The sequence below is a fragment of the Pseudomonas sp. NPDC089741 genome (assembly GCF_044748825.1).
In the GTDB taxonomy this organism is placed as follows: domain Bacteria; phylum Pseudomonadota; class Gammaproteobacteria; order Pseudomonadales; family Pseudomonadaceae; genus Aquipseudomonas; species Aquipseudomonas helmanticensis.
In genome coordinates this window covers 1-21,491 of the sequence record NZ_JBIVGT010000017.1, presented here as the reverse complement: position 1 = coordinate 21,491, position 21,491 = coordinate 1, and the positions used below count along the sequence as shown (strand labels likewise).

Sequence of the window (21,491 nt, the reverse complement as noted above, 5' to 3'; positions counted from 1 at the left end):
GCAAAAGATCGCAGCCTGCGGCAGCTCCTACAAGTGATCAGCAGGCGCAGTTGATGGGGGTGTTTGCAGTTTTGGGTACGTTGAGTTCGAAGCCTTCATCCAGCCAGCCGGTGATGCCGCCGATCATCTCTTTGACTGGATAACCCAGCGCCGCCAGTTTCACCGCAGCCTTGTTGGCGCCGTTGCAGTGCGGGCCGGCGCAATAGACCACAAACAGCGCGCTCTTCGGGTAGCCAGCCAAGCCTTCTGCCGTCAGCAACCGTCCGGGAATATTGATCGCGCCGGGTACATGGCCGCGTTCAAACGCCAGTGGTCCGCGTACGTCCACCAGCACAAAGTCGATCTCGCCGCCCTGCTGGCTGCTGAACACGTCGGAACAATCGGTTTCGAAGGTCAGACGATTGCTGAAATGCATCAGCGCAATCGCCGAAGGGGCGGCAGGAATTTCGCGAACCAGGCTCGGCATGGGGTGTTGCTCCTACGTCTTGAGGGGAATGAACAGACTTTATCGAGGCGCCGCGAATCGCTACAGTGGCGCACAAGACACTCACCGGGAGTTTTCCGCCAAATGCCCACTTCACCAGGATTGGTCGCGATTCTCGCCTACGACGGCCTCTGCACCTTCGAGTTCGGCATTGCCGTGGAGATCTTCGGCCTGGCGCGCCCGGAGTTCGAGTTCCCGTGGTACGAGCACGCGATTGCTGCGGTCGATCAAGGCCCGATGCGCGCCATGGGCGGCATTCAGGTATTGGCCGATGGCGGTCTGGAACTGCTCGCCGAGGCACGCACCATCATCATTCCCGGTTGGCGCGACCGTAACGCCGAGGTGCCGCCAGCGTTGCTCGACGCCTTGCGCCAGGCTCACGCCCGAGGTGCGCGGCTATTGTCGATCTGTTCCGGGGTGTTTGTGCTGGCCGCCAGCGGCCTGCTAGACGGCCATGCTGCAACCACGCATTGGCGCTACGCGGCAGAATTGGCGCAACGCTTCCCGATGATTGCCGTCGACGCCGATGTGCTGTACGTCGACGCGGGACAGTTGATCACCTCGGCGGGCAGTGCTGCCGGGATCGATGCCTGCCTGCACCTGGTGGCCCGAGACTTCGGCACTCAGGTTGCCAACACGGTGGCGCGGCGACTGGTGATGTCGCCGCAGCGCACCGGCGGTCAGGCGCAATTCATTCCGACGCCGGTCAGCCCGACGCCGCGCAACGATCTGTCACGGGTCATGCAATGGGCGCGCGAACGCCTGCATGAACCGCTGGAGGTGCGCGAACTGGCCAGCGAAGCGGCGATGAGCGAGCGAACGTTCTTGCGGCGTTTCAGCGAAGCCAGCGGGCAGTCGCCCAAGGCGTGGTTGCAGCATGAGCGACTGGCGCGGGCGCGGGAGTTGCTGGAGAGCACGGCGGACAACACCGAACAGATTGCGCAACGTTGCGGCTATCGCTCGGTGGAGAGTTTTCGCGTGGCGTTTCGTGGCGTGGTGGGCGTGCCGCCGTCGGTGTATCGGGAGCGGTTCGGGCGTGGGGCCATTGCCAGGTCTTGAGGTTTTCTCCAGGGCCTCATCGCTGGCAAGCCCGCTCCCACAGTTTTTTTTGTGAACGCCTTGCAGCGATGAGGGCAGCGAAAATCTAGGGCTTGCGTAACAGATAGGTGTCCATGATCCAGCCATGCTCGGCCCGGGCAGCCTTGCGCACCCGCTCGATCTCATCGGCGACATCGCCAAGCTTGCCGCTGATCAGGATCTCATCCGCCGTGCCCAGGTACGCGCCCCAGTAAATCGCAGTTTGCGGGTCGGCCACGTGGTGGTAGGAATCCTCTGCATCGAGCATCACCACCACGCTGTCGGCATCACTCACCTGCCCCGCCGCCAGACGCCGGCCCGTGGTGATCTCGACGGAGCGGCCAATACTGTTCAACGGCACTTTATGCTGCGCCGTCAGCGCCTGAACGCTGGTGATGCCGGGGATGACCTCAAATTCGAAATGACAACGACCCGAATCCAGAATCGCCTGAAGAATACGCACAGTGCTGTCGTACAACGCCGGGTCGCCCCACACCAGAAAACCGCCGCACTCGCCGTCAGACAATTCGTCATTGATCAGCCGCTCGAAGGTCGCTTGCTTGGCGCGGTTCAGTTCATCAACGCTGGCGCCGTAGTCGACATCACCGCGCTCACGCTCCGGGCTCGCGGCTTCGGCGAAACGGTAGGCAGAATCGGGGATGTAGCGTTCGCAGATCTCGCGGCGCAGATCGAGCAGTTTGTCCTTGCTGTGGCCCTTATCCAGCAGAAAGAACACATCGACGCGGTTCAGCGCCTTGACCGCCTGCATCGTGATGTAGTCCGGATTACCGGCACCGATGCCGATCACCAGCAGTTGTTTCATCAGTGTACTCCCTCGATGTCGATGCCCGGCAAGCGTAGCCGCCAGATCCCGTTGAAGCGCAACTCGATGACAGACAGCGGTTCAACGTCGATTGCATTGAACGCCGTGCCTTGCACCACCTGCATCAGCGCGGCCCGCAAGACGTACGGGTGAGTGATCGCCAGCACATGCCCCGGCGTCGCCTGCAAACCTTGCAGCCATGCCGCGACTCGCGTGGCCAGGTCCGTGACTGATTCGCCGCCGTGGGGCGCTGCGTGCGGATCTGTCAGCCATGCTTGCAAAGCCTGCGCTTGCGTCGTTTGCAAGTCCTTGATCGAACGCCCGTGCCAATCCCCCCAGTCGCAATCACGCAATGCCTCGTCAACCTGAGCATCCGCGCCGAACCAGGCCGCCGTCTGCCGGGTGCGCAATTCGGGGCCGCAGATCAAACGTCGAGCCGCAGCGAAGCGAGCCGCCAAGCTGTCAGGCGCCAAAGCACTATTTTCAACAGGCTCATTCGTAGGAAAACGCGCCAATTTCTGTGCGACGGTTCGCGCGTGGCAAATCAGTGTCAAGCGGGTGGTCTGCACGATGAATCACTCTGCCGAAGGTCATGAACAGCAACGGCGTCGCGCCGGGTTGCAGGCAATTGTGCCGTAAACCGAGGGTTGCCGGGTGTATCGATGCATTGCTGCGCCAACGGTGAATGTTAGAAAAGCGGTGATATCTGACACAGCTATGGGCAATGGACTACAAGGCTTGTCGACTTCCGTGTAGCCCTTATGACACGGGCGTCCTGCGCCATTTTGGCGCCTTTTAAACACGGTGAAAAATTCACTAGACATGTAGCGTCAGTTACATAAATACTGTTTTAACGGATTATGAAGCGAATTCGACACCCCCCATCCAGCAGGAGCCCGGATGCCCCCTCTTAGAGACCTGATCACCGATCCCGGCCTGGAACTCACGCCGTCGGAGCGCAAAGTCGTTCGCGCTTTGCTCGATCAGTATCCGCGCAATGGTCTTGGACCGATGGCGCGCCTGGCTGAACATGCCGGCGTCAGCGATCCGACGATTGTGCGCCTGGTGAAAAAACTCGGTTTCGGCGGTTATGCCGAATTCCAGGAAGCCCTGCTCAGCGACATGGACCACCGCTTGCGTTCGCCGCGCACACTATTGCAGCCACGCGCGCAGCAAAACAAGGACGACGCTTGGGCCCATTACCTCGCTGACAGCCATCGCCTGCTGGTCGACACGCAATCACTGACCCAGCCCGAAGACGTGCGAATCCTCACCGACTGGTTGCTCGATGCCCGGCATCAGGTGTACTGCTTCGGTGGCCGTTTCAGCAGCCTGATGGCGACTTACCTGCTCAATCATTTACGCCTGCTGCGCCCCGGCTGTTTTGCTCTGGAAGACAACGCGCTGCTGCCCGACCGCCTGTTTGACCTGCAACGTCAGGACGTTGTCCTCGTATTCGATTACCGTCGTTATCAGACCCAGGCACTGCGTGTCGCCACGGCGGCAAAAAACAACAATGCCCGCGTGGTCCTTTTCACCGACATCTATGCCTCGCCGTTGCGCGAAATGGCCGACCTGATCATCAGCGCTCCGGTCGAATCGGCCTCGCCGTTCGACACCATGGTCCCGGCGCTGGCTCAGGTCGAGGCGCTGATTGCCTGCCTGACCCTGCGCAGCCCGGATCTGGCCGATCGTCTTGAGGGCATCGATGCCCTGCGCAACGACTTCGCCACTCATCTGCTGGAGGACAAATAAGGATGTTCAGCCTTCCCCACCGCTCGCCGCGGGACTTGCCGTTTGTCACCGACCACACCGCGTTGCTGTTGGTGGACATGCAGCGCGCCTGGCTCGAACCGCAGTTCGATCCGCACCTCAGTGGCCCGGACGCCGAGTATTTCCTCAACCGCGCGCGCACGCAGGTGGTGCCCAACCAGCAACGGCTGCTCAGTGCTTTTCGCGAGGCCGGGCAAAATGTCCTGCATACCCTGATCGAAAGCCTCACCGCCGATGGTCGCGATCGCTCGCTCGACCATAAGCTGTCCGACATGCACCTGCCCAAGGGCAGTCCGCAGGCACAAGTGATCGCCGAACTGACCCCGGGCGAAAACGAAATCGTCCTGCCGAAAACTTCGTCTGGCGTATTCAACTCGACCACTATCGATTACGTGCTGCGTAACCTCGAAACCCGTCACCTGATCATCGCCGGTATCGTCACCGACCAATGCGTCGACATGGCCGTGCGCGACGCTGCCGACCGTGGTTATCTGGTGACTCTGGTCGAAGACGCCTGCGCCACCTACAGCGCCGAACGTCATCACGCCTGCCTCAACGCGATCAAGGGTTATTGCTGGATCACCGACACCGCTACCGTGCTCGGCCGCTTGCGGGAGATGCAGGCATGACTTCGCGCCTGATGCCGCTGCCGATGACCACCATCGTCACCACCGACCTGATCGGTATCACTCGCGGCCGTTCGTTTCCCACCGATGAACTTGAGCATTATCAGGCGGCCGGTTGTGGCTGGGTGCCGGCCAACAGCGCGTTGACCCCGCAAGACATCATTGCCTCGAGCAATCCGTGGGGCGCCTACGGCGATCTGCGCCTGATTCCGGATCTGGCCAGCCGCGTCACCGTGCCCAACGGCCCGGATCCCGATGCGCCGGCGCTGGACTTCATCCACGGCGATATTCGTGAAACCGATGGCCGTCCGTGGGGCGCCTGCCCACGCACCTTGCTGCGCGATGAAATCGAACGTTATCGCGACGAACTGGGTTTGCAGGTCAACGCGGCGTTCGAACACGAATTCAACCTGCACGCCGGTTTCGCCGAGCATCTGGCGTTTTCGCTGGAGGCCCAGCGCCAAGGCGCAGAATTCGGCGGCTGGTTGCTCAGTGCGTTGCGCGCCGGCGGTGTCGAGCCGGAAATGTTCCTCCCCGAATACGGCAAGCACCAATACGAAATAACCTGTCGGCCGACGCTCGGTGTCGCCGCAGCCGACCGCGCGGTCAACGTGCGCGAAATCACCCGCGAGATCGCCCGGCAGATGGGCCTCGACCTCAGCTTCGCGCCGAAGACCGCCGCCGATGCTGTGTGCAACGGCGTGCACCTGCACGTCAGCCTGCTCGATCTGGCCGGCCAGCCGATGCTTTACGACGCTGGCACGAGTAATGGCCTGTCGAGCCTCGGCCAGCATTGGGCAGCCGGTATCCTCCATTATTTGCCGGCGCTGTGCGCGTTCACTGCGCCAACGCCAGTGTCGTACGAGCGCTTGCAGCCGCATCACTGGAGCGCGTCTTACGCGTGCCTGGGTCAACAGAACCGTGAAGCGGCGCTGCGTATCTGCCCGACGGTGACCCTCGGCGGCAAATCCGTGGCGACGCAGTTCAACCTGGAGTTCCGCGCCATGGATGCCACGGCCTCGCCGCATCTGGCCATGGCCGCGCTGTTGATCGCCGGGCGCCTGGGCATCGAACAGCGCCTGGCGCTGAACGCGATCACCGATGAAGTTCCCGATTCACTCAACGACGAGCAACGCAAGGCCCGGGGCATCGTCGCCCTGCCCGCCTCGCTGGCCCAGGCACTGGATTGCCTGCGCGACAGTGGCGCCTTCAACGAATGGCTGCCCAAGCCGTTGCTCGACACCTATCACGCCCTTAAAACCGAGGAACTGGCGCTGACGGAACAGCTCTCGCCCGCTGACCTGTGTGAGCACTATGCACGCCTGTACTGAATCCGCCGAGCTTGGGTTGTACACCCGACCGGTCTACAACCTGAGCCGCGAGGACTCGACAAATCCGTTGATCCTCGTGTGCGAACACGCCAGCCGCTACATCCCCGAGGCCCTCGACAATCTGGGTCTGGACGATGCCGCTGCCGGTGAACACATCGCCTGGGACATCGGCGCGCTGCAACTGGCCGAACAGTTGTCGGAAAAACTTGGCGCAACGTTGTTGAGCGCCAACTATTCGCGGCTGCTGATCGACCTGAATCGCCCACGGCATGCGCCCGACAGCATTCCGGCACAGAGCGAGATCTATCAGATACCGGGCAACCGCGAGCTGGACGAAGCCACTCGCGAGTACCGCCGCCAGACACTGTTCAAGCCGTTCCATGCGCGCTTGCAGACATTGATTGACGAACGCCTGGCCAAGGGTCAGGCGGTACGGGTGGTGGGGATTCACAGTTTCACTCCAGTGTATTACGGCCAGCCGCGAACACTGGAGGTTGGCGTGCTGTTCGGTCAGGCGAAGGCGTACGCGCAAAGGTTGCTCGACGGTCTCGGCGAACACCCGTTGCAAGTGGCCGGCAATCAGCCGTACAAGATCGACCCGCTGGGCGACATGACCGTGCCGGTGCATGGCGATGCCCGGGGCCTGGACTCGGTGCTGGTCGAGGTGCGCAACGATTTGCTGCGCAGCCCGCAAGCGGTTTCGCGCTGGGCCGGATACCTCGCGCCATTGCTGTAATCACTGCTTTATCGACTGCTGACGCTGTAAACGATGGACCGACATAAAAACTAAAACAACGATTGGCTGACAAGGAGTTGCGCTTCATGGAAATTGAAGAATTCGGCTACAAGCAGGAGTTGAAACGTAGCCTGACGCTCACCGACCTGGTGGTCTACGGGATGATCTTCATGATCCCCATCGCCCCGTTCGGTGTGTATGGCTACGTCAATGCCGAGGCACCGGGGATGGTGCCGCTGGCGTACATCATTGGCATGGTGGCAATGCTGTTTACCGCATTGAGCTACGGCAGCATGGCCCGCGCCTTTCCGATTGCCGGCTCGGTGTATTCCTACGCACAGCGCGGCCTGAATCCACACGTCGGTTTCATCGCCGGGTGGCTGATGCTGCTCGATTACCTGCTGATTCCGCCGTTGCTTTACGTGTACGCCGCCATGGCACTCAACCATCTGTATCCGGACATTCCGAAGGTCGGTTTCATTCTCGCGTTCCTTGTCAGCGCCACCTTCGTCAACCTGCGCGGCATTACTTTCACCGCGCGGATGAACATCATCTTCCTGCTGGCGCAACTGGTGGTACTGGGGATCTTCCTGTTCTATGCATGGAACGCCCTCCATAACGGTGGCGGTAATGGCGAGCTGACACTCGCGCCGCTGTATCACCCGGAAACCTTCAACTTCGCCCTGCTGATGCAAGCGGTATCGATTGCGGTGCTGTCGTTCCTCGGTTTCGATGCCATTTCTACCCTCGCCGAAGAAATCAAAGGCGACCCGGGTCGCAGCGTCGGCAAAGCCGCATTGATCACCCTGGTGGTGATGGGTGTGATTTTCGTCGTACAAACCTGGATTGCCACCGATCTGGCAGCGGGCATGGGCTTCAAATCCGCCGATACCGCGTTCTATGAAATTGCCGAAATCGCTGCTGGTAGCTGGCTGGCCACGCTGACCGCTGTCGCCACCGCCCTGGCCTGGGGTGTCGCCGTGGCGATCACTTCGCAAGCCGCAGTTTCGCGTCTGCTGTTCGGCATGGCCCGCGACGGCAAACTGCCAAAAGTGCTGGCCAAGGTGCACCCGAAACACAACACGCCGTATCTGAGCATTTATCTGGTGGCGGTGCTGTCACTGATCATCTGCTACCTGTTCATCAACTCGGTCGACACCCTGACGTCGCTGGTCAACTTCGGCGCACTCAGCGGTTTCATGCTGCTGCACCTGACCGTGATCAACTACTACTGGCGTCGGCAAAAGTCCGGTCAGGTTGTGCGTCACCTGATCTGCCCGGTCATTGGCTTCATCATCGTTGCAGCCATCATGTACAACATGGGCGTCGATGCGCAGAAACTCGGCCTGATCTGGATCGTTCTGGGCCTGGTGTACCTGTTCTTTCTCAACAAGCTCGGCGCCAGTACCGCGTTGCCTGACCCGAGCAATGGCTGACAAGAAAAAGAGCGGCGTCTGACAACAAATCAGGCGACCGCCGATTTAACGCGTGGAAACCGACAGTGATAGTCAGGTTCGTGAATTCGCCGAACCCTTTGATACAGGAGTGCATCCATGCTGGTCTTACGCCCAGTCGAGCCAACCGACCTGCCGCAATTGCAACAACTGGCCCGCGACAGCATGGTCGGTGTGACCTCGCTGCCGGATGACAGCGAGCGCCTGTGCGACAAAATCGCCGCGTCCTGCGCCTCGTTCGACAGCGAGGCGCAGACGCAGGGGCCGGAAAACTATTTTTTCGTGCTGGAAGATTGCATTGCGCAACGGCTAGTCGGTTGCTCGGAAATTCTTGCGACCGCAGGCTATAAAGAACCGTTCTACAGCCTGCGCAATCGTCACTTCACCAGCGCCTCGCGCGAGCTGAACATCGAGCACGGTGTGCCGGCGTTATCGCTGTGCCATGACCTCAACGACCACACGTTGCTGCGCGGCTTTCACATCGACAAGGCGCTGGTGCGCACGCCGTTCTCGGAACTGCTCTCGCGGGCGCGGCTGCTGTTCATTGCCGCCCACGCGCCACGTTTCGCCGAAGCGGTGATTACCGAAATCGTCGGCTACAGCGATGAAGAAGGGCATTCGCCGTTCTGGGATGCGCTGGGCAAGCACTTCTTCGATCTGCCGTACGTTGAAGCCGAGCGTCTATGCGGCTTGCAGAGCCGCTCATTCCTCGCCGAATTGATGCCGCAATACCCGATTTACGTACCGATGCTGCCGCTGGCCGCACAGGAATGCATCGGGCGCATTCACCCGGACGGGCAAGAGGCGTTCGATATCCTTGAGCGCGAAGGCTTTGAAACCAACAGCTACATCGATCTGTTCGATGCTGGCCCGACCCTGTACGCGCGCACCGCGAATATCCGCTCGATTGTGCGTAGTCAGACTGCTCCGGTGCAGCAATTGCCGGAGATCGATGCGCGTGGCCGCTACCTGCTGAGCAACGACGCGTGGCGTGGCTACCGGGCCATCGTTGCCGAACTGGATTACCAACCCGATCAACCGCTGTCCCTCACGCCTGCAATGTGTGCGGCGTTGAACGTGACCGATGGCAGCCAGATCCGGCTGATTGCCCTTTGAACCGCGCCCGGTTCCGCCGCCAACGACAGTGCCCGAACAGGCGCGCAAAAGGAGTTACAGCATGATTGTCCGCCCGGTCAACGTCAGCGACCTGCCAGCATTGATGACGCTGGTCCAACAAGCCGGCCCGGGGTTCACCACCCTGCCGGCCAACGAAGATCGCCTGGCCCATCGCGTGCGCTGGGCGCAACGTGCATTCGCCGAGCAAGTGGAGCGTGCTGACGCCGATTATCTGTTCGTCCTCGAAGACGATGACACACACGTGGTCGGTGTCAGTGCGTTGGCCGGCGCGGTTGGCTTGCGCGAGCCCTGGTACAACTATCGGGTCGGACTGACGGTGAGTTCGGCGCCGGATCTGGGCATTCAACGGCAGATCCCGACGCTGTTCCTCAACAACGAACTGACCGGGCAATCCGAACTCTGTTCGCTGTTCCTGCGCCACGATCAACGCACCGGCAGCAACGGCCGCCTGTTGTCGCTCGGGCGTTTGCTGTTCGCTGCCGAGTTCCCGCAGCTGTTTGGCGAGAAGATGATCGCTGAACTGCGCGGCAGTGCCGATGAAAAAGGTTGCTCGCCATTCTGGGACAGCCTCGGCCGGCATTTCTTCCAGATGGATTTCAGCCATGCCGATCATCTCTCAGGCCTGGGCAACAAGTCGTTCATCGCCGAGTTGATGCCGCGTCAGCCGCTGTATACCTGCCTGCTCACCGAACAGGCCCAGGCGGCCATCGGTCAGACGCATCCGAATACCGAACCGGCGCTGAAGATTCTTCAGGCCGAAGGCTTTGCCCACAAGGGCTACATCGACATTTTTGACGGCGGACCAGTCATTGAAGCGCCGCTGCGCAGTATCCGCACCGTGCGCGACAGCCTCGAACTGACCCTGAGCCTCGGCACCCCGGATGAACAGGCGCCGCTGTGGCTGATTCACAACCGTCGCCTGGAAAACTGCCGCATCACCGTCGCCCGCGCCCGTCGCGTCGGCAGCAGCCTGGCAATCGACCGTGCTACTGCCCAACGCCTGCAATTGCAGCCGGGCAATTCGGTGCGCGCGGTGATGCTGCCCAATCAACAGCGACAGGCGGTGGCGGCCTGAGTGACCGCCCCGCCTCAACCTGTGCAGCCAGGCTGTGTCTTCTTGATACAGCTAAATTTCGCCCGTTCAGATTAATCCTTTCAGCAAAGCGTTCACCGGCAAACACCCGCCTTGCAAATTCGTCATGATCCTTGACCCATTCGCGTGATAGCCTTTTCATTCTTCGGCGTTGACACATTTGCTCAAGCCTTTCCATTCCTTTGTATTGGTGGAACTCGTATGACCAGGCTTTCTCATCAAGATTTGCGCCGTAGTTTCCGTCAGCTACTGGCATCCGACACCTGCTATCACACCGCTTCGGTGTTCGACCCGATGTCCGCCCGCATCGCCGCTGACCTGGGTTTTGAAGTGGGGATTCTCGGCGGCTCCGTCGCTTCGTTGCAGGTACTGGGCGCACCGGATTTTGCCTTGATCACCCTCAGCGAGTTCGCCGAACAGGCCACCCGCATCGGCCGCGTCGCCCAACTGCCGGTGATTGCCGATGCCGACCACGGGTACGGCAACGCCCTCAACGTGATGCGTACCATCGTCGAACTGGAACGCGCCGGCGTCGCCGCGCTGACCATCGAAGACACCTTGCTGCCCGCCCAGTTCGGCCGCAAATCCACCGATCTGATCACGGTCGCCGAAGGCGTCGGCAAGATCCGCGCAGCGCTGGAAGCCCGCGTCGATACGGAAATGGCGATCATTGCCCGAACCAACGCCGGCATTCTGCCGACGCAGGAAATCATCAGCCGTACCCTGCAGTACCAGAATGCCGGGGCAGACGGCATCTGCATGGTCGGCGTACGCGACTTCGATCACCTCGAACAGATTGCCGAAAACCTCAACGTGCCGCTGATGCTGGTGACCTATGGCAACCCGCTGCTGCGTGACGACAAACGCCTGGCGGAACTGGGCGTGCGCGTCACCATCGATGGCCACGGCGCGTACTTTGCGGCGATCAAGGCGACCTATGACAGCCTGCGCGAACAGCGGCAGATTTTCACTCAGGCTGCGGACTTGAATGCAACTGAACTGACGCACACCTACACCCAGCCGGAAGAATATATTCGCTGGGCTGAAGAGTTCATGAGCGTAAAAGAATAATCAACGCCCGACTTAAACTTGAAACTCGACCGGCAGACGCAATGTCGCCGGTCGAGTTGCGAGTAGCATTGTATTGATACGCCCCGCCTTACACATGAATAAACACACTCCAACATCAACTAACAACTCGTTAGTTGCCACCCAACCCTGCCCACTATAAGTTCAATCCACTGAACAACGAGTGCGCAACACAAAATCCGCACTTTCAAACAAAAAACAAACAACAACAAAACAAACCATATAATATTTTCAGTCGGCAAGCGGAAACCACCCTGCCAACCAACAAAACAACAACATCGAGTTCGCCATGATAAACAACCTGCTCAACCCTGACCTGACACCATCACAACTTACAAACTCTATCAAGACACTCAACATGAGTGCCGAAATAAAAAATCTGGCGAACCTCAACTCCAAACAAACCGCGAACGTTTTCGACCCTGCTTACCGCGCTGCGATCATGAGCCTGACAAACACTCATACAGGCACATTGACTTTGCACTGTAACGAACATGGAAACATCAGCCTAAAGGTTCCGGATACTGCACCGCCGTCAGCACAGCTTTATTCTGTACCCGGCAACAGCGTTCTTTTCGCAATCAATTCGGAGTCTTTTCCCATCCAGCTTTATGAACTGGACGATGAGCATTTGGTACTTGCAGAGCGAGTCATGGTCGATGCCGCCAACCCTTTGTTCATTGATGGTACGAAAGTGTTGTTCGACAGCAATCCAACCGGGGACGGGCATCCGGCGTTTATTGGTAGCGTCAACCTGCCAGTCAGGAGTGCGGACATCAGCGTGTTCGACCGCGAGACATTGAGCAAAGTCGCATGGTTCCCGCATGACGACAGCGCGGCACGGTATGTGGTGAGTCTTGAGTTGCTGGAAGCTACTGCGGATCCGGACGCTATCAAAGTGGCCAAAGAATTGATTTATCACTACCATCCCGCCGTTGCCTGGAAAGCTTTTCAGCTGATCAGAAACACTGATCAGCGCACCGCCTCGGAATATGTACCACTGTTGAAAAACCTACAGAACAGACGCTTGGATTTTCTACTCGAACAGAGTCAAGCGGCATGAAACTGGAAACTTTCATTGCACAAATGGCCACTTACGATTTAACGCGAGACACGCTAAAAATCGTAGCAGATCTGCGGCAACTGGCGACCAACCGTACATTGTTGAGCGAGCACCTATACACAACGATTCAGCGAGACGGCTTCAGTAGCAAAAACAGCTTGTACAGCGCTTATGCTTTCGTATTGCACTCCAACGACCTTTTTACCGTACGTTTGGGGTTCTGGTCTCCGGTCAGCTCACAGGATGAGCGTGAAACGTTCATCTATGACCTTTATCACAGTCATGACTTCGAACTCTATTGCGTGGGTTACAGCGGTGATGGTTACACCACTGTCACGCGAAAGATATTGCAAGACACCCCAATACAAGCAGGGAAAGTTCCTGCGCTCGGTGAGGAACTGGTTTTCAAACTTGAACCGGGCGCAGTGATACACATGCTGGCGCTACGAGAAATACACAAGCAACTTCCGCCTGAAACCATGTCCGCGTCGCTGAGTTTGCTTATACATCCGCCACAAGAAAGTAAAACCGAAGAAGCCTGGTGCTTCGATGACAATTTGATGCCGACTTATCCCGGCATCGCCGCACCCGAGACAGCGCTATTTGAAAGCATGCTGTCGCGTTTACAACACGGGCAGACTTCACTGCCCGTTCAATCAGAAAGGAAATCTGTATGAATCAGCAACTGAACAACTGGAACCAAACCCCTCTGCTGCGTGCCAGCACCAATGTCATCAACACACCTGTGAAGACGACCGCTGCATCACCGTGCGCCGGCTTCATACCCCGTTACAACGTGGGCAACATTCACGAGATCAAACAACTCTGGAGCGTGCCACAAGCAGCCTGATTCCTGCTCAGCCCAAGCGACATCGGCGGCAGACCCCATGGGTCTGCCGCCTTCGTTGCGAGCATGAATGGTTCAACGCTTACTTGCCTGCCAACTCCATGATCATCCGCGAGAGCAGATAGATGCGTGGTGCCACACTCGCCACTTCGGCGTATTCCTCAGGCGTATGGATATTGCCGCCGACAATCCCGAAACCATCCAGCGTCGGCGTGCCCACTCCGGCAGACAGGCTGGCATCCGCAGCGCCACCGCTGCCCTCTTCAGTCAACTTGCGGCCAATTTCACCGTAAATCCCCTGCGCCATTGCCATCAACCGATCCGATTCGGGCGTTTGCGGCATCGGCGGCAGACCGCGCTGTAAAGACGTCTTCACTTCGGTATCGGCAATCAGTTTGTCCTGGGAAACTCGCGCCAGATCTTTTTCGATCCGGTCGAATTCTTCCGGCACCGCCGCGCGCACATCAGCCTTGGCCGTGGCTTGATCCGGAATCACGTTGGTACGATCCCCCGCCTTGAGCACGGTGAAATTGATCGTGGTTTTCTTTTCTTCGTCGCCGAGTTTGCCCAGTTGCAGAATCTGGTGCGCAACTTCCATCGCCGCATTGCGCCCAAGCTCCGGGGCGACGCCGGCGTGAGCGGCCTTGCCCTTGACCTCGACCAGCGCGGTCGCGCTGCCCTTGCGCCACACCACCAGACCATCGGCGGGACGGCCCGGCTCAAGGTTGAGGGTGACGTCGTGCAGTTTGGCGGTTTTCTTTATCAGGTCGGTGGCGACCTCCGAGCCGGTTTCCTCGCTGGCATCCAACAGGAAGGTGATTTGTGCGTAATTCTTGAAGTCGAGATTTTTCAGGACTTTCAGCGCATAGATCCCGGCGACGATACCGCCCTTGTCGTCCATCACCCCCGGCCCGTAGGCGCGGCCGTCCTTGATGTGGAATGGCCGTTCGGCGGCGGAGCCTTCCTTGAATACCGTGTCCATGTGCGCCATCAGCAGGATTTTCGCCTTGCCGGTGCCTTTGAACGTGGCCAGTACATGGTTGGATTTTTCCGGCGTATTGGGCACCAGTTCGATGGTTGCACCGAGCTTCTTCAACTCGTCAATGGCGATTTCGCTGACCTGCTTGAGGCCCGGTTCATAACCGGAACCGGAGTCGATGTTGACCAGGCGCTCCAGCAGCTTCAAGGCTTCGGGTTGGTATTGCTCGGCGTCGGCGAGGACTTGTTTGTGCGGTTCGGCGAAGGCATTGGCGGCTGACAGAGCAAGGGCAAGACCGAGGCTGGCGGCGAGAAGAGAGCGAGAGAATGAAAACGTCATGAATCGATCCTTGTTTCGCGTCGGGGGACTTGAACCGTACCCGACATCGACGCAAGGCTCCACACCGAATACGACACTCCCAAAACCCAAAACGAACACCGAACACCAAACACCAAACACCGGACACCAAACACCGTAGGAGCTGCCGCAGGCTGCGATCTTTTGATCTTGTTTTTTAAAAAGAGCGAAAAGATCGCAGCCTGCGGCAGCTCCTACAGCGGGGATTAGGTCAGACTGAGTCGAGCAGTTCGCGTCGGGGCTTGTCGCAATTGCAAATCACCCGGTTACGGCCGCTCGCCTTCGCTTCATACAATGCCTGATCGGCATCGTTGAGCCAGCGCGTCGCATCGGCGTGCGACGGATCGTAAGCCGCCAGACCAATGCTCAAACTGACTTTCAACGCTGGATTCTGCTCATAACCCAGCGTGGCAAAACGCTCGCGCAACGCCTCCATCGCCTGGGCGGCGTTGAACAGCGGCAGCTCTGGAAGAATCACGCAGAATTCATCACCGCCATAACGCCCGGCCACGTCGGTGGCGCGCAGGTTCTGCCGGAGCATCTTGCTCAGTTGTCGCAACACAATGTCGCCGGCGACGTGGCCGTAGGTGTCGTTGATCGACTTGAAGTGATCAATGTCGATCAAGGCAATCGCCGCGCCCTGCTGCTGCCGTTTGCAGCGCTGGAAAGCGATCTCCAGCTGATCCTTCCAGGCGCCATGATTGAGCAAACCGGTGAGGCTGTCGGTACGGCTCAACGCCAGCAATTCACGCTTATGCTGGCCAAGGGTGTAGGCCTGACGAAAGCAGATCCAGCCCAATGCCAGCGGATACAACATCAGTAACGGAAGGCAGGCATACAGCTGCAAGGGCGAGGTCTGCGGGATGAATGCCGGGGCAAACACCACCAGCCCGACACCGACGCCGAGAATCTGCGCCGCCGCGCCGGCCAAGAGAAAACGCAACCCGCCGATGGCAACGTTGTTCATCGCCATCATCGACACAGTCGTGGCACTCGGCAGTGGATTGAAATGCATGGCGGCGACCCAGAAGCCACCGAGAAAGGAGTCGACCAACAGGTTTCGGTGTTCGGCGTGGTAAGGCACGCTTGAGCGGCGCGCCCATTGAAAGGCCAGATGCGGCCACACCAGACCGTTGAACAGCATCAGTGCCCACACCCACAGCGGCGGATCGAGCGGGTACATCGCCACGCTCACGCACATGAGCCCCAGAGCCAGCCCGAGGGTCCGCGATGTATAAAGCCTCCTGGCCAATGAAAGTCCCTTTCCTCCCGTGTTTCCCATAAGGGCCTCGACACTCGACGGAACCTGCGCACCGTAGGACGGATGTGTTGGAAGTCTATCAGGGCGACGTTAAATAGCCATCACCGGCCGGCGCCCCTCAACAACCTCCCCTGTCCCGTAGGAGCTGTCGAGTGAAACGAGGCTGCGATCTTTTGATCTTCAAAATCCAAATCAAAAGATCGCAGCCTCGTTTCACTCGACAGCTCCTAAAGGGCGAATATTTGGCTATACATGAAAGGACTAAAACGGAAAAACAACTATAAGAAGGAGGCCCATGCAGACCTACCAAGTGTTGATCATCGGCAGTGGATTTGGCGGCCAGTGCGCGGCGGTCAACCTGCTCAAGGCCGGGATCGAGGATTTTCGCCTGCTCGAGCGCAGGGACTTCTTCGGCGGCACCTGGTGCCAGAACACCTACCCCGGCGCCGCCGTAGACGTGCCGTCGCCGCTGTATTCGCTGTCGTTCGCGCCATACCGCTGGTCGCAGATGTTTGCCGAGCAGGCCGAACTGCACCGCTACACCGAACATGTGATCGAGCAATTCAACCTGCGTGAGCGCGTGGAACTGCAAGCCAACGTCGAGCGCGTCGAATGGGACGACACGGAAAAACGCTGGGCCGTGCACACCGCCAGCAAAGGCACGTTCTACGCGCAGTTCCTGATCAATGCCAGCGGGCCGCTGAGTCAGCCGGTCATCCCACAGATTCCTGGCCAGGATCGCTTCCAGGGCAGGACATTTCATACCAACAATTGGGATCACAGCTACGACTACCGCGGTAAACGCGTGGCGATTGTCGGCAGCGGCGCCAGCGCCGTGCAGGTCATTCCGACGATTGCGCCGCAGGTCGAGCAGTTGCACGTGTTCCAGCGCACCGCGCATTGGCTGTTGCCGCGTGCCGACCGCCGCTTCGGCGCGTTCCAGCGTTGGCTGCTTGGTTTGAAACCGGCCTACAAACTGCTGCGCTGGTTGATCTACTGGCAATTCGAAACCCGGGTGATCGCCTTCAAATATTCGCGACCAGCGATCCACATGGTGCAACGCCAGGCCATGCGCCTGCTTGAACGTCAGGTACCGGATCCGGTGATGCGGGCCAAACTCACGCCGGACTTCACCATCGGCTGCAAACGGGTCCTGCTCTCGAACACCTATTACCCGGCGCTGACCCGCGCCAATGTGATGCTGCACACCCGCGAACAAGGCATCGCGTCGCTCGATGAAAGTGGAATCAACACCACGGACGGCCAGCACATCGATGTTGACCTGATCGTCTGGTCGACCGGTTACGACGCCACTGACGGGGTAATTTCCTACCCGGTCAGCGGAAAAAACGCCGTGCAACTCAGGGACGTCTGGGCCGAGTATCCGCGTGCTTACCTCGGCACCAGCCTGCCGGATTTTCCCAATCTGTTTTTCATCACCGGTCCCAACACCGGCATTGGCCACACTTCGGCGCTGTTCATCATCGAATCGCAGATGAACTACATCCTCGACTGCATTCGCACCGTGCAGGCCAAAGGTCTGCGCAGCATCGAAGTACGCCCCGAAGCGGAACGTACCTACACTGCAATGATTCATCGGGAAATGCAGCGCACGGTCTGGAAGTCCGGCGGCTGCCACAGTTGGTACCAAAGCAAGAGCGGTCATGTGATCGCAATGTTTCCCGGCTTCAGTTTCAGTTATCACCGGTTGACCCGGGCGCTGAAACCGGCCGACCACATTTTCTCCTGAACACGTAAAAGGAAGACGTCGATGCTTTTGCTGTTTGTTGCCCTCGCGGTTTTCGTGGCCTGGAGCTGGTTGAGTTATCCGGCGGTCGGTCATTGGCTGTATGACCTGAACATGGCCGTCGAGGCCAAGCTGTACAAATTGCACAAGATCGAAGTGCCGATCGCCGAAATGACTGTCTCGACCTGGCAAGGCGGGCCTTACGAAGCCGCCAGCGCGATCCTGATGCTGCACGGTTACAGCGCCGAAAAAAACCTCTGGCTGCGCTTCTCGCGGCATTTTGTCCGCCAGTATCGGGTGATCATCCCGGACCTCGCCGGCCACGGTGAAACCGGCTTCAAGGCCGGCGGCGGCTACGACATTCCGCTGCAGGCCAAGCGCATGATTCAACTGCTCGACGTCTGCGGCGTGGACAAAGTCCATGTCATCGGCAACTCGATGGGCGGCTACATCGCCGCATGGCTGGCGGCGACTTACCCGGAGCGGATTGCCTCGGTGGCATTGATCGACCCGGCCGGCGTCACGGCGCCGGAAGTCAGCGACATGGAGCGCCATCTGGCACGCGGGCATAACCCGTTCCTGATCAACTCCCGCGAAGAATTCCGGCGTTTTTATGCGATGACCATGGCGTCGCCGCCATGGGTGCCCGGACTGGTGCTGGACGCCATCGCCCAGCGTTACGAACAACAACGCGATGATCTCGAAGAAATCTTCCGCGATTTTCGCGCCAGCCCGCCGATGGAGCCGAAACTGGCCGACATCAAATGCCCGGCACTCCTGCTCTGGGGGCGCAAAGACCGCTTGATCGACGTCAGCAGTGTGCCGATCTGGAGCAAAGGCATCGCCAATCTGCAGGTGGAAGTCTGGGAAGGCGTGGGCCACATGCCGATGGTCGAACATCCGGCCAGCACTGCGCGCCTGTATCGGCAGTTTCTCGGGCAACAGGTGCACTGACAGAACGCGGGATCAGTCATTGGCAGAATGAAGTTCGTAGGATTCTTCGTTTGCCGACGTCAGCGAAGGCTGCGATCTTTTCCAGCATCCTTTACGTGACCGTGGCAGGAATTTTTTTCATGACCGTGCAGCCTTTCGTCAGCCCTGACCTGATCCGCCAACGCTTCTCCAAAGCGATGTCCGACATGTACCGCGAAGAAGTGCCGCTGTATGGCGCGCTACTGCAACTGGTCGAGCAGACCAATCACGACGTGCTCGAACGCGAGCCGCAGATCGCCGCGCAACTGCACAACAGCGGGGAAATCGAACGGCTGGACATGGAACGCCATGGCGCGATTCGCGTCGGCACCGCCAGTGAACTGGCCACCCTCGCCCGCCTGTTTGCCGTGATGGGCATGCAACCGGTGGGTTATTACGACCTCACGCCAGCGGGTGTGCCGGTGCATTCCACGGCATTTCGCGCGGTGCATGAGGACGCGCTGCAAATCAGTCCATTTCGAGTGTTTACCTCGTTACTGCGCCTGGAATTGATTGAAGACCTTGAGCTGCGCGCCTTCGCCGAATCGGTGCTGGCCAAGCGAACGATCTTCACCCCCGCCGCGCTGCAACTGATCGAGCGCGCCGAAACCATCGGAGGCTTAAACGCTGACGAGTCTGAGGAGTTTGTCCTACAGGCACTGGAGACCTTTCGCTGGCATCACAGCGCAACGGTCAGCGCTGCGCAGTATCAGACGCTGAGTGCCCAGCACCGCTTGATCGCCGACGTGGTGGCGTTCAAAGGCCCGCACATCAACCACCTGACGCCGCGCACCCTCGACATCGACATCGTCCAGGCACAGATGCCGGCGCATGGCATTACGCCGAAAGCAGTCATCGAAGGCCCACCGCGTCGGCAGTGCCCGATCCTGTTGCGCCAGACCAGTTTCAAGGCGCTGGAGGAGCCCATCGCTTTCACCGACCAGAACCAGACCCGTGGCAGTCACAGCGCGCGCTTCGGCGAAATCGAACAACGCGGCGCGGCGCTGACGCCCAAGGGTCGCGCGTTGTACGACCGTTTGCTGAATGCCGCGCGAGATGAGCTGGGAGACTTCCCCAACGAAGGCAACGCCGCACGCTACAACGCGCTGATGACGCAGCACTTTGGCGAATTTCCTGACAGCATCGAAGGCATGCGCGAGCAAGGGCTGGCGTATTTTCGCTATTTCGCCACGGAAAAAGGCCTCGCGGCAGGTAGTCTTTCGCAGGCCTCGCTGGAGGATTTGCTCCGCGATGACCATGTGAAAGCGGAGCCGCTGGTGTACGAAGATTTCCTGCCGGTCAGCGCAGCAGGGATTTTTCAATCAAACCTCGGCGATGCTGCCCAAACACACTATGGCGAACACTCCAACCGCCAAGCCTTCGAACAGGCTCTGGGACGAACAACTATTGATGAGCTTCAGTTGTATGCCGAAACACAACAACGCTCACTCAACGAATGCGTTGCCGCGATCTCAAAATAACCACCACAAAGATCGCAGCCAACCGCCCCCTGCAGGAGCTGCCGCAGGCTGCGATCTTTTAATCTCCATCAACGCAACCGCGACAACAACGCCAACGCCGTCTCTTCAGAAGAAGCCGGATTCTGCCCCGTCAGCAACAGCCCATCTTCACGGGTATAACTCGACCAATCCGCACCTTTCGAGAAAATCCCGCCCTTGGCCTTGAGCTCATCTTCCACCAGAAACGGCACGACTTTAGTTAGCTGCAACGCCTCTTCCTCGCTGTTGGTAAACCCGGTCACCTGTTTGCCTTTGACCAACGGCTGACCGTCCGCACTCTTGGCATGGCGCAGCACACCCGGCGCATGGCACACCGCCGCGACCGGTTTGCCACTGTTGTAGAAAGCCTCGATCAACGCGATCGAATGGCGATCCTCGGCCAGATCCCACAGCGGGCCGTGCCCGCCTGGATAGAACACCGCATCGAAATCCGCAGCTTTTACCGAATCCAGTTTGACCGTCGCAGCCAAAGCCGATTGAGCCGCCGAGTCTTGGCGAAAACGTTCGGTGGCGGCGGTTTGCGCGTCCGGCTCGTCACTCTTCGGATCCAGCGGCGGTTGACCGCCCTTGGGCGACGCCAATGTCAGTTGCGCGCCAGCATCCTTGAACACGTAATATGGCGCGGCGAATTCCTCCAGCCAGAAGCCGGTTTTCTTGCCGGTATTGCCCAGTTGATCGTGGGACGTCAGAACCATCAGGATTTTCATGTCGTTCTCACTCGATTTGGGGGGTGTGCAGACGCCAATGGCGCGGGTGTCAGTGATTGACCCTGAGGAGCGACGGATCGTTTCAACCGGATCAAAGCTGGCCTCTGGCCAACTGCGCAAGAAGTTGCGCACTTGTTTTCAAAAAAACCCGGCGAAACACGCTGGAAGCCTCGCCAGACGTGGCCTGCAGCCAAGTGCGCAAGAAGTTGCGCAGTACTGCGCAACTTCTTGCGCACTTTTAACTTCGCCTCCCTGCTTTTTTCGCAGAATCGCCGGCAAAAAACCGCTATCCCCTTGATCCATAAGGGCGCCGCATTTGTTGGCACGTTCCTTGATAACAGTCAGGCACCCACCGGGCGATTTCGCCCCGGGCACCCTAAATTTATCCGCAAGGAGAGCACCCCATGGCAACACC

22 protein-coding genes are annotated in these 21,491 nt (G+C 59.2%); 16 read left to right on the top strand and 6 right to left on the bottom strand.

Annotated features, from left to right (window positions below):
• Window positions 1-37 precede the first annotated feature (37 nt).
• Window positions 38-466, bottom strand: a complete 429-nt coding sequence (locus tag ACIPZE_RS17270) for a rhodanese-like domain-containing protein (RefSeq protein ID WP_283435918.1) — start codon at window positions 464-466, stop codon at window positions 38-40.
• A gap of 102 nt (window positions 467-568) precedes the next feature.
• Between ACIPZE_RS17270 and ftrA the strand changes: the two genes are divergently transcribed.
• On the top strand, window positions 569-1,543 hold the full coding sequence (gene ftrA / locus ACIPZE_RS17265; protein ID WP_400774101.1) for a transcriptional regulator FtrA: 975 nt from the start codon (window positions 569-571) through the stop codon (window positions 1,541-1,543).
• Between the two features lie 85 nt (window positions 1,544-1,628).
• Here the strand turns inward: ftrA and cobF are convergent, their stop codons facing one another.
• The gene (gene cobF, locus ACIPZE_RS17260; protein WP_400774098.1) at window positions 1,629-2,384 is read right to left on the bottom strand and encodes a precorrin-6A synthase (deacetylating); all 756 of its coding nucleotides are present in this window, start codon (window positions 2,382-2,384) and stop codon (window positions 1,629-1,631) included.
• Window positions 2,384-2,953, bottom strand: coding sequence for a histidine phosphatase family protein (locus ACIPZE_RS17255; RefSeq protein ID WP_400774095.1), 570 nt, complete (start codon window positions 2,951-2,953; stop codon window positions 2,384-2,386). Before ACIPZE_RS17255 ends, cobF begins: the two co-directional genes overlap by 1 nt.
• A 331-nt stretch (window positions 2,954-3,284) precedes the next feature.
• On the opposite strand from ACIPZE_RS17255, the gene ACIPZE_RS17250 reads away from it, so the two are divergent.
• From ACIPZE_RS17250 to ACIPZE_RS17200, 11 genes are all read left to right on the top strand, one after another.
• Window positions 3,285-4,139, top strand: coding sequence for a MurR/RpiR family transcriptional regulator (locus ACIPZE_RS17250; protein ID WP_129394618.1), 855 nt, complete (start codon window positions 3,285-3,287; stop codon window positions 4,137-4,139).
• Window positions 4,140-4,141: 2 nt separating this feature from the next.
• Window positions 4,142-4,786 (top strand): isochorismatase family cysteine hydrolase, encoded by a 645-nt coding sequence (locus tag ACIPZE_RS17245; protein WP_400774092.1) that lies wholly within the window; start codon window positions 4,142-4,144, stop codon window positions 4,784-4,786.
• A complete protein-coding gene (locus ACIPZE_RS17240; RefSeq protein ID WP_400774090.1) occupies window positions 4,783-6,114 on the top strand; it encodes a glutamine synthetase in 1,332 nt (443 codons plus the stop codon). The genes ACIPZE_RS17245 and ACIPZE_RS17240 overlap by 4 nt, the downstream gene beginning before the upstream one ends.
• On the top strand, window positions 6,098-6,850 hold the full coding sequence (locus ACIPZE_RS17235; protein WP_283435912.1) for an N-formylglutamate amidohydrolase: 753 nt from the start codon (window positions 6,098-6,100) through the stop codon (window positions 6,848-6,850). Before ACIPZE_RS17240 ends, ACIPZE_RS17235 begins: the two co-directional genes overlap by 17 nt.
• A gap of 86 nt (window positions 6,851-6,936) precedes the next feature.
• Entirely contained in the window at window positions 6,937-8,286 is a 1,350-nt protein-coding gene (locus tag ACIPZE_RS17230) for an APC family permease (protein WP_283435911.1), read from the top strand.
• Window positions 8,287-8,403: 117 nt separating this feature from the next.
• The gene (locus ACIPZE_RS17225) at window positions 8,404-9,420 is read left to right on the top strand and encodes an arginine N-succinyltransferase (RefSeq protein WP_283435910.1); all 1,017 of its coding nucleotides are present in this window, start codon (window positions 8,404-8,406) and stop codon (window positions 9,418-9,420) included.
• 61 nt (window positions 9,421-9,481) lie between these two features.
• The gene (astA, locus tag ACIPZE_RS17220) at window positions 9,482-10,516 is read left to right on the top strand and encodes an arginine N-succinyltransferase (RefSeq protein WP_129394624.1); all 1,035 of its coding nucleotides are present in this window, start codon (window positions 9,482-9,484) and stop codon (window positions 10,514-10,516) included.
• 219 nt (window positions 10,517-10,735) lie between these two features.
• A complete protein-coding gene (locus tag ACIPZE_RS17215) occupies window positions 10,736-11,605 on the top strand; it encodes an oxaloacetate decarboxylase (protein ID WP_129394625.1) in 870 nt (289 codons plus the stop codon).
• A gap of 307 nt (window positions 11,606-11,912) precedes the next feature.
• Window positions 11,913-12,686: a hypothetical protein gene (locus tag ACIPZE_RS17210; protein WP_400774086.1), complete on the top strand. Its 774-nt coding sequence runs from the start codon at window positions 11,913-11,915 to the stop codon at window positions 12,684-12,686.
• On the top strand, window positions 12,683-13,363 hold the full coding sequence (locus ACIPZE_RS17205) for a transposase (RefSeq protein WP_283435908.1): 681 nt from the start codon (window positions 12,683-12,685) through the stop codon (window positions 13,361-13,363). The genes ACIPZE_RS17210 and ACIPZE_RS17205 overlap by 4 nt, the downstream gene beginning before the upstream one ends.
• Complete coding sequence (locus tag ACIPZE_RS17200) at window positions 13,360-13,536, top strand: hypothetical protein (protein WP_283435907.1); 177 nt, start codon at window positions 13,360-13,362, stop codon at window positions 13,534-13,536. The genes ACIPZE_RS17205 and ACIPZE_RS17200 overlap by 4 nt, the downstream gene beginning before the upstream one ends.
• 79 nt (window positions 13,537-13,615) lie before the next feature.
• On the opposite strand, the gene ACIPZE_RS17195 is transcribed toward ACIPZE_RS17200, so the two are convergent.
• Complete coding sequence (locus ACIPZE_RS17195) at window positions 13,616-14,851, bottom strand: M20/M25/M40 family metallo-hydrolase (RefSeq protein WP_400774082.1); 1,236 nt, start codon at window positions 14,849-14,851, stop codon at window positions 13,616-13,618.
• Between the two features lie 229 nt (window positions 14,852-15,080).
• Window positions 15,081-16,151, bottom strand: coding sequence for a diguanylate cyclase (locus ACIPZE_RS17190; RefSeq protein ID WP_129394627.1), 1,071 nt, complete (start codon window positions 16,149-16,151; stop codon window positions 15,081-15,083).
• Between the two features lie 274 nt (window positions 16,152-16,425).
• Between ACIPZE_RS17190 and ACIPZE_RS17185 the strand changes: the two genes are divergently transcribed.
• The 3 genes from ACIPZE_RS17185 (at window position 16,426) to ACIPZE_RS17175 (ending at window position 20,330) form a co-directional block, all read left to right on the top strand.
• A complete protein-coding gene (locus ACIPZE_RS17185; RefSeq protein WP_400774078.1) occupies window positions 16,426-17,880 on the top strand; it encodes a flavin-containing monooxygenase in 1,455 nt (484 codons plus the stop codon).
• Window positions 17,881-17,901: 21 nt separating this feature from the next.
• Window positions 17,902-18,831, top strand: a complete 930-nt coding sequence (locus ACIPZE_RS17180; protein WP_283435903.1) for an alpha/beta fold hydrolase — start codon at window positions 17,902-17,904, stop codon at window positions 18,829-18,831.
• A 119-nt stretch (window positions 18,832-18,950) separates the two neighbouring features.
• On the top strand, window positions 18,951-20,330 hold the full coding sequence (locus ACIPZE_RS17175) for a VOC family protein (protein ID WP_400774075.1): 1,380 nt from the start codon (window positions 18,951-18,953) through the stop codon (window positions 20,328-20,330).
• A gap of 68 nt (window positions 20,331-20,398) precedes the next feature.
• On the opposite strand, the gene ACIPZE_RS17170 is transcribed toward ACIPZE_RS17175, so the two are convergent.
• The gene (locus ACIPZE_RS17170; protein ID WP_400774073.1) at window positions 20,399-21,076 is read right to left on the bottom strand and encodes a type 1 glutamine amidotransferase domain-containing protein; all 678 of its coding nucleotides are present in this window, start codon (window positions 21,074-21,076) and stop codon (window positions 20,399-20,401) included.
• Window positions 21,077-21,304: 228 nt separating this feature from the next.
• On the opposite strand from ACIPZE_RS17170, the gene ACIPZE_RS17165 reads away from it, so the two are divergent.
• Window positions 21,305-21,491 (top strand): hypothetical protein (locus tag ACIPZE_RS17165; RefSeq protein WP_400774070.1); only part of this gene is annotated, 187 nt, incomplete at its 3' end.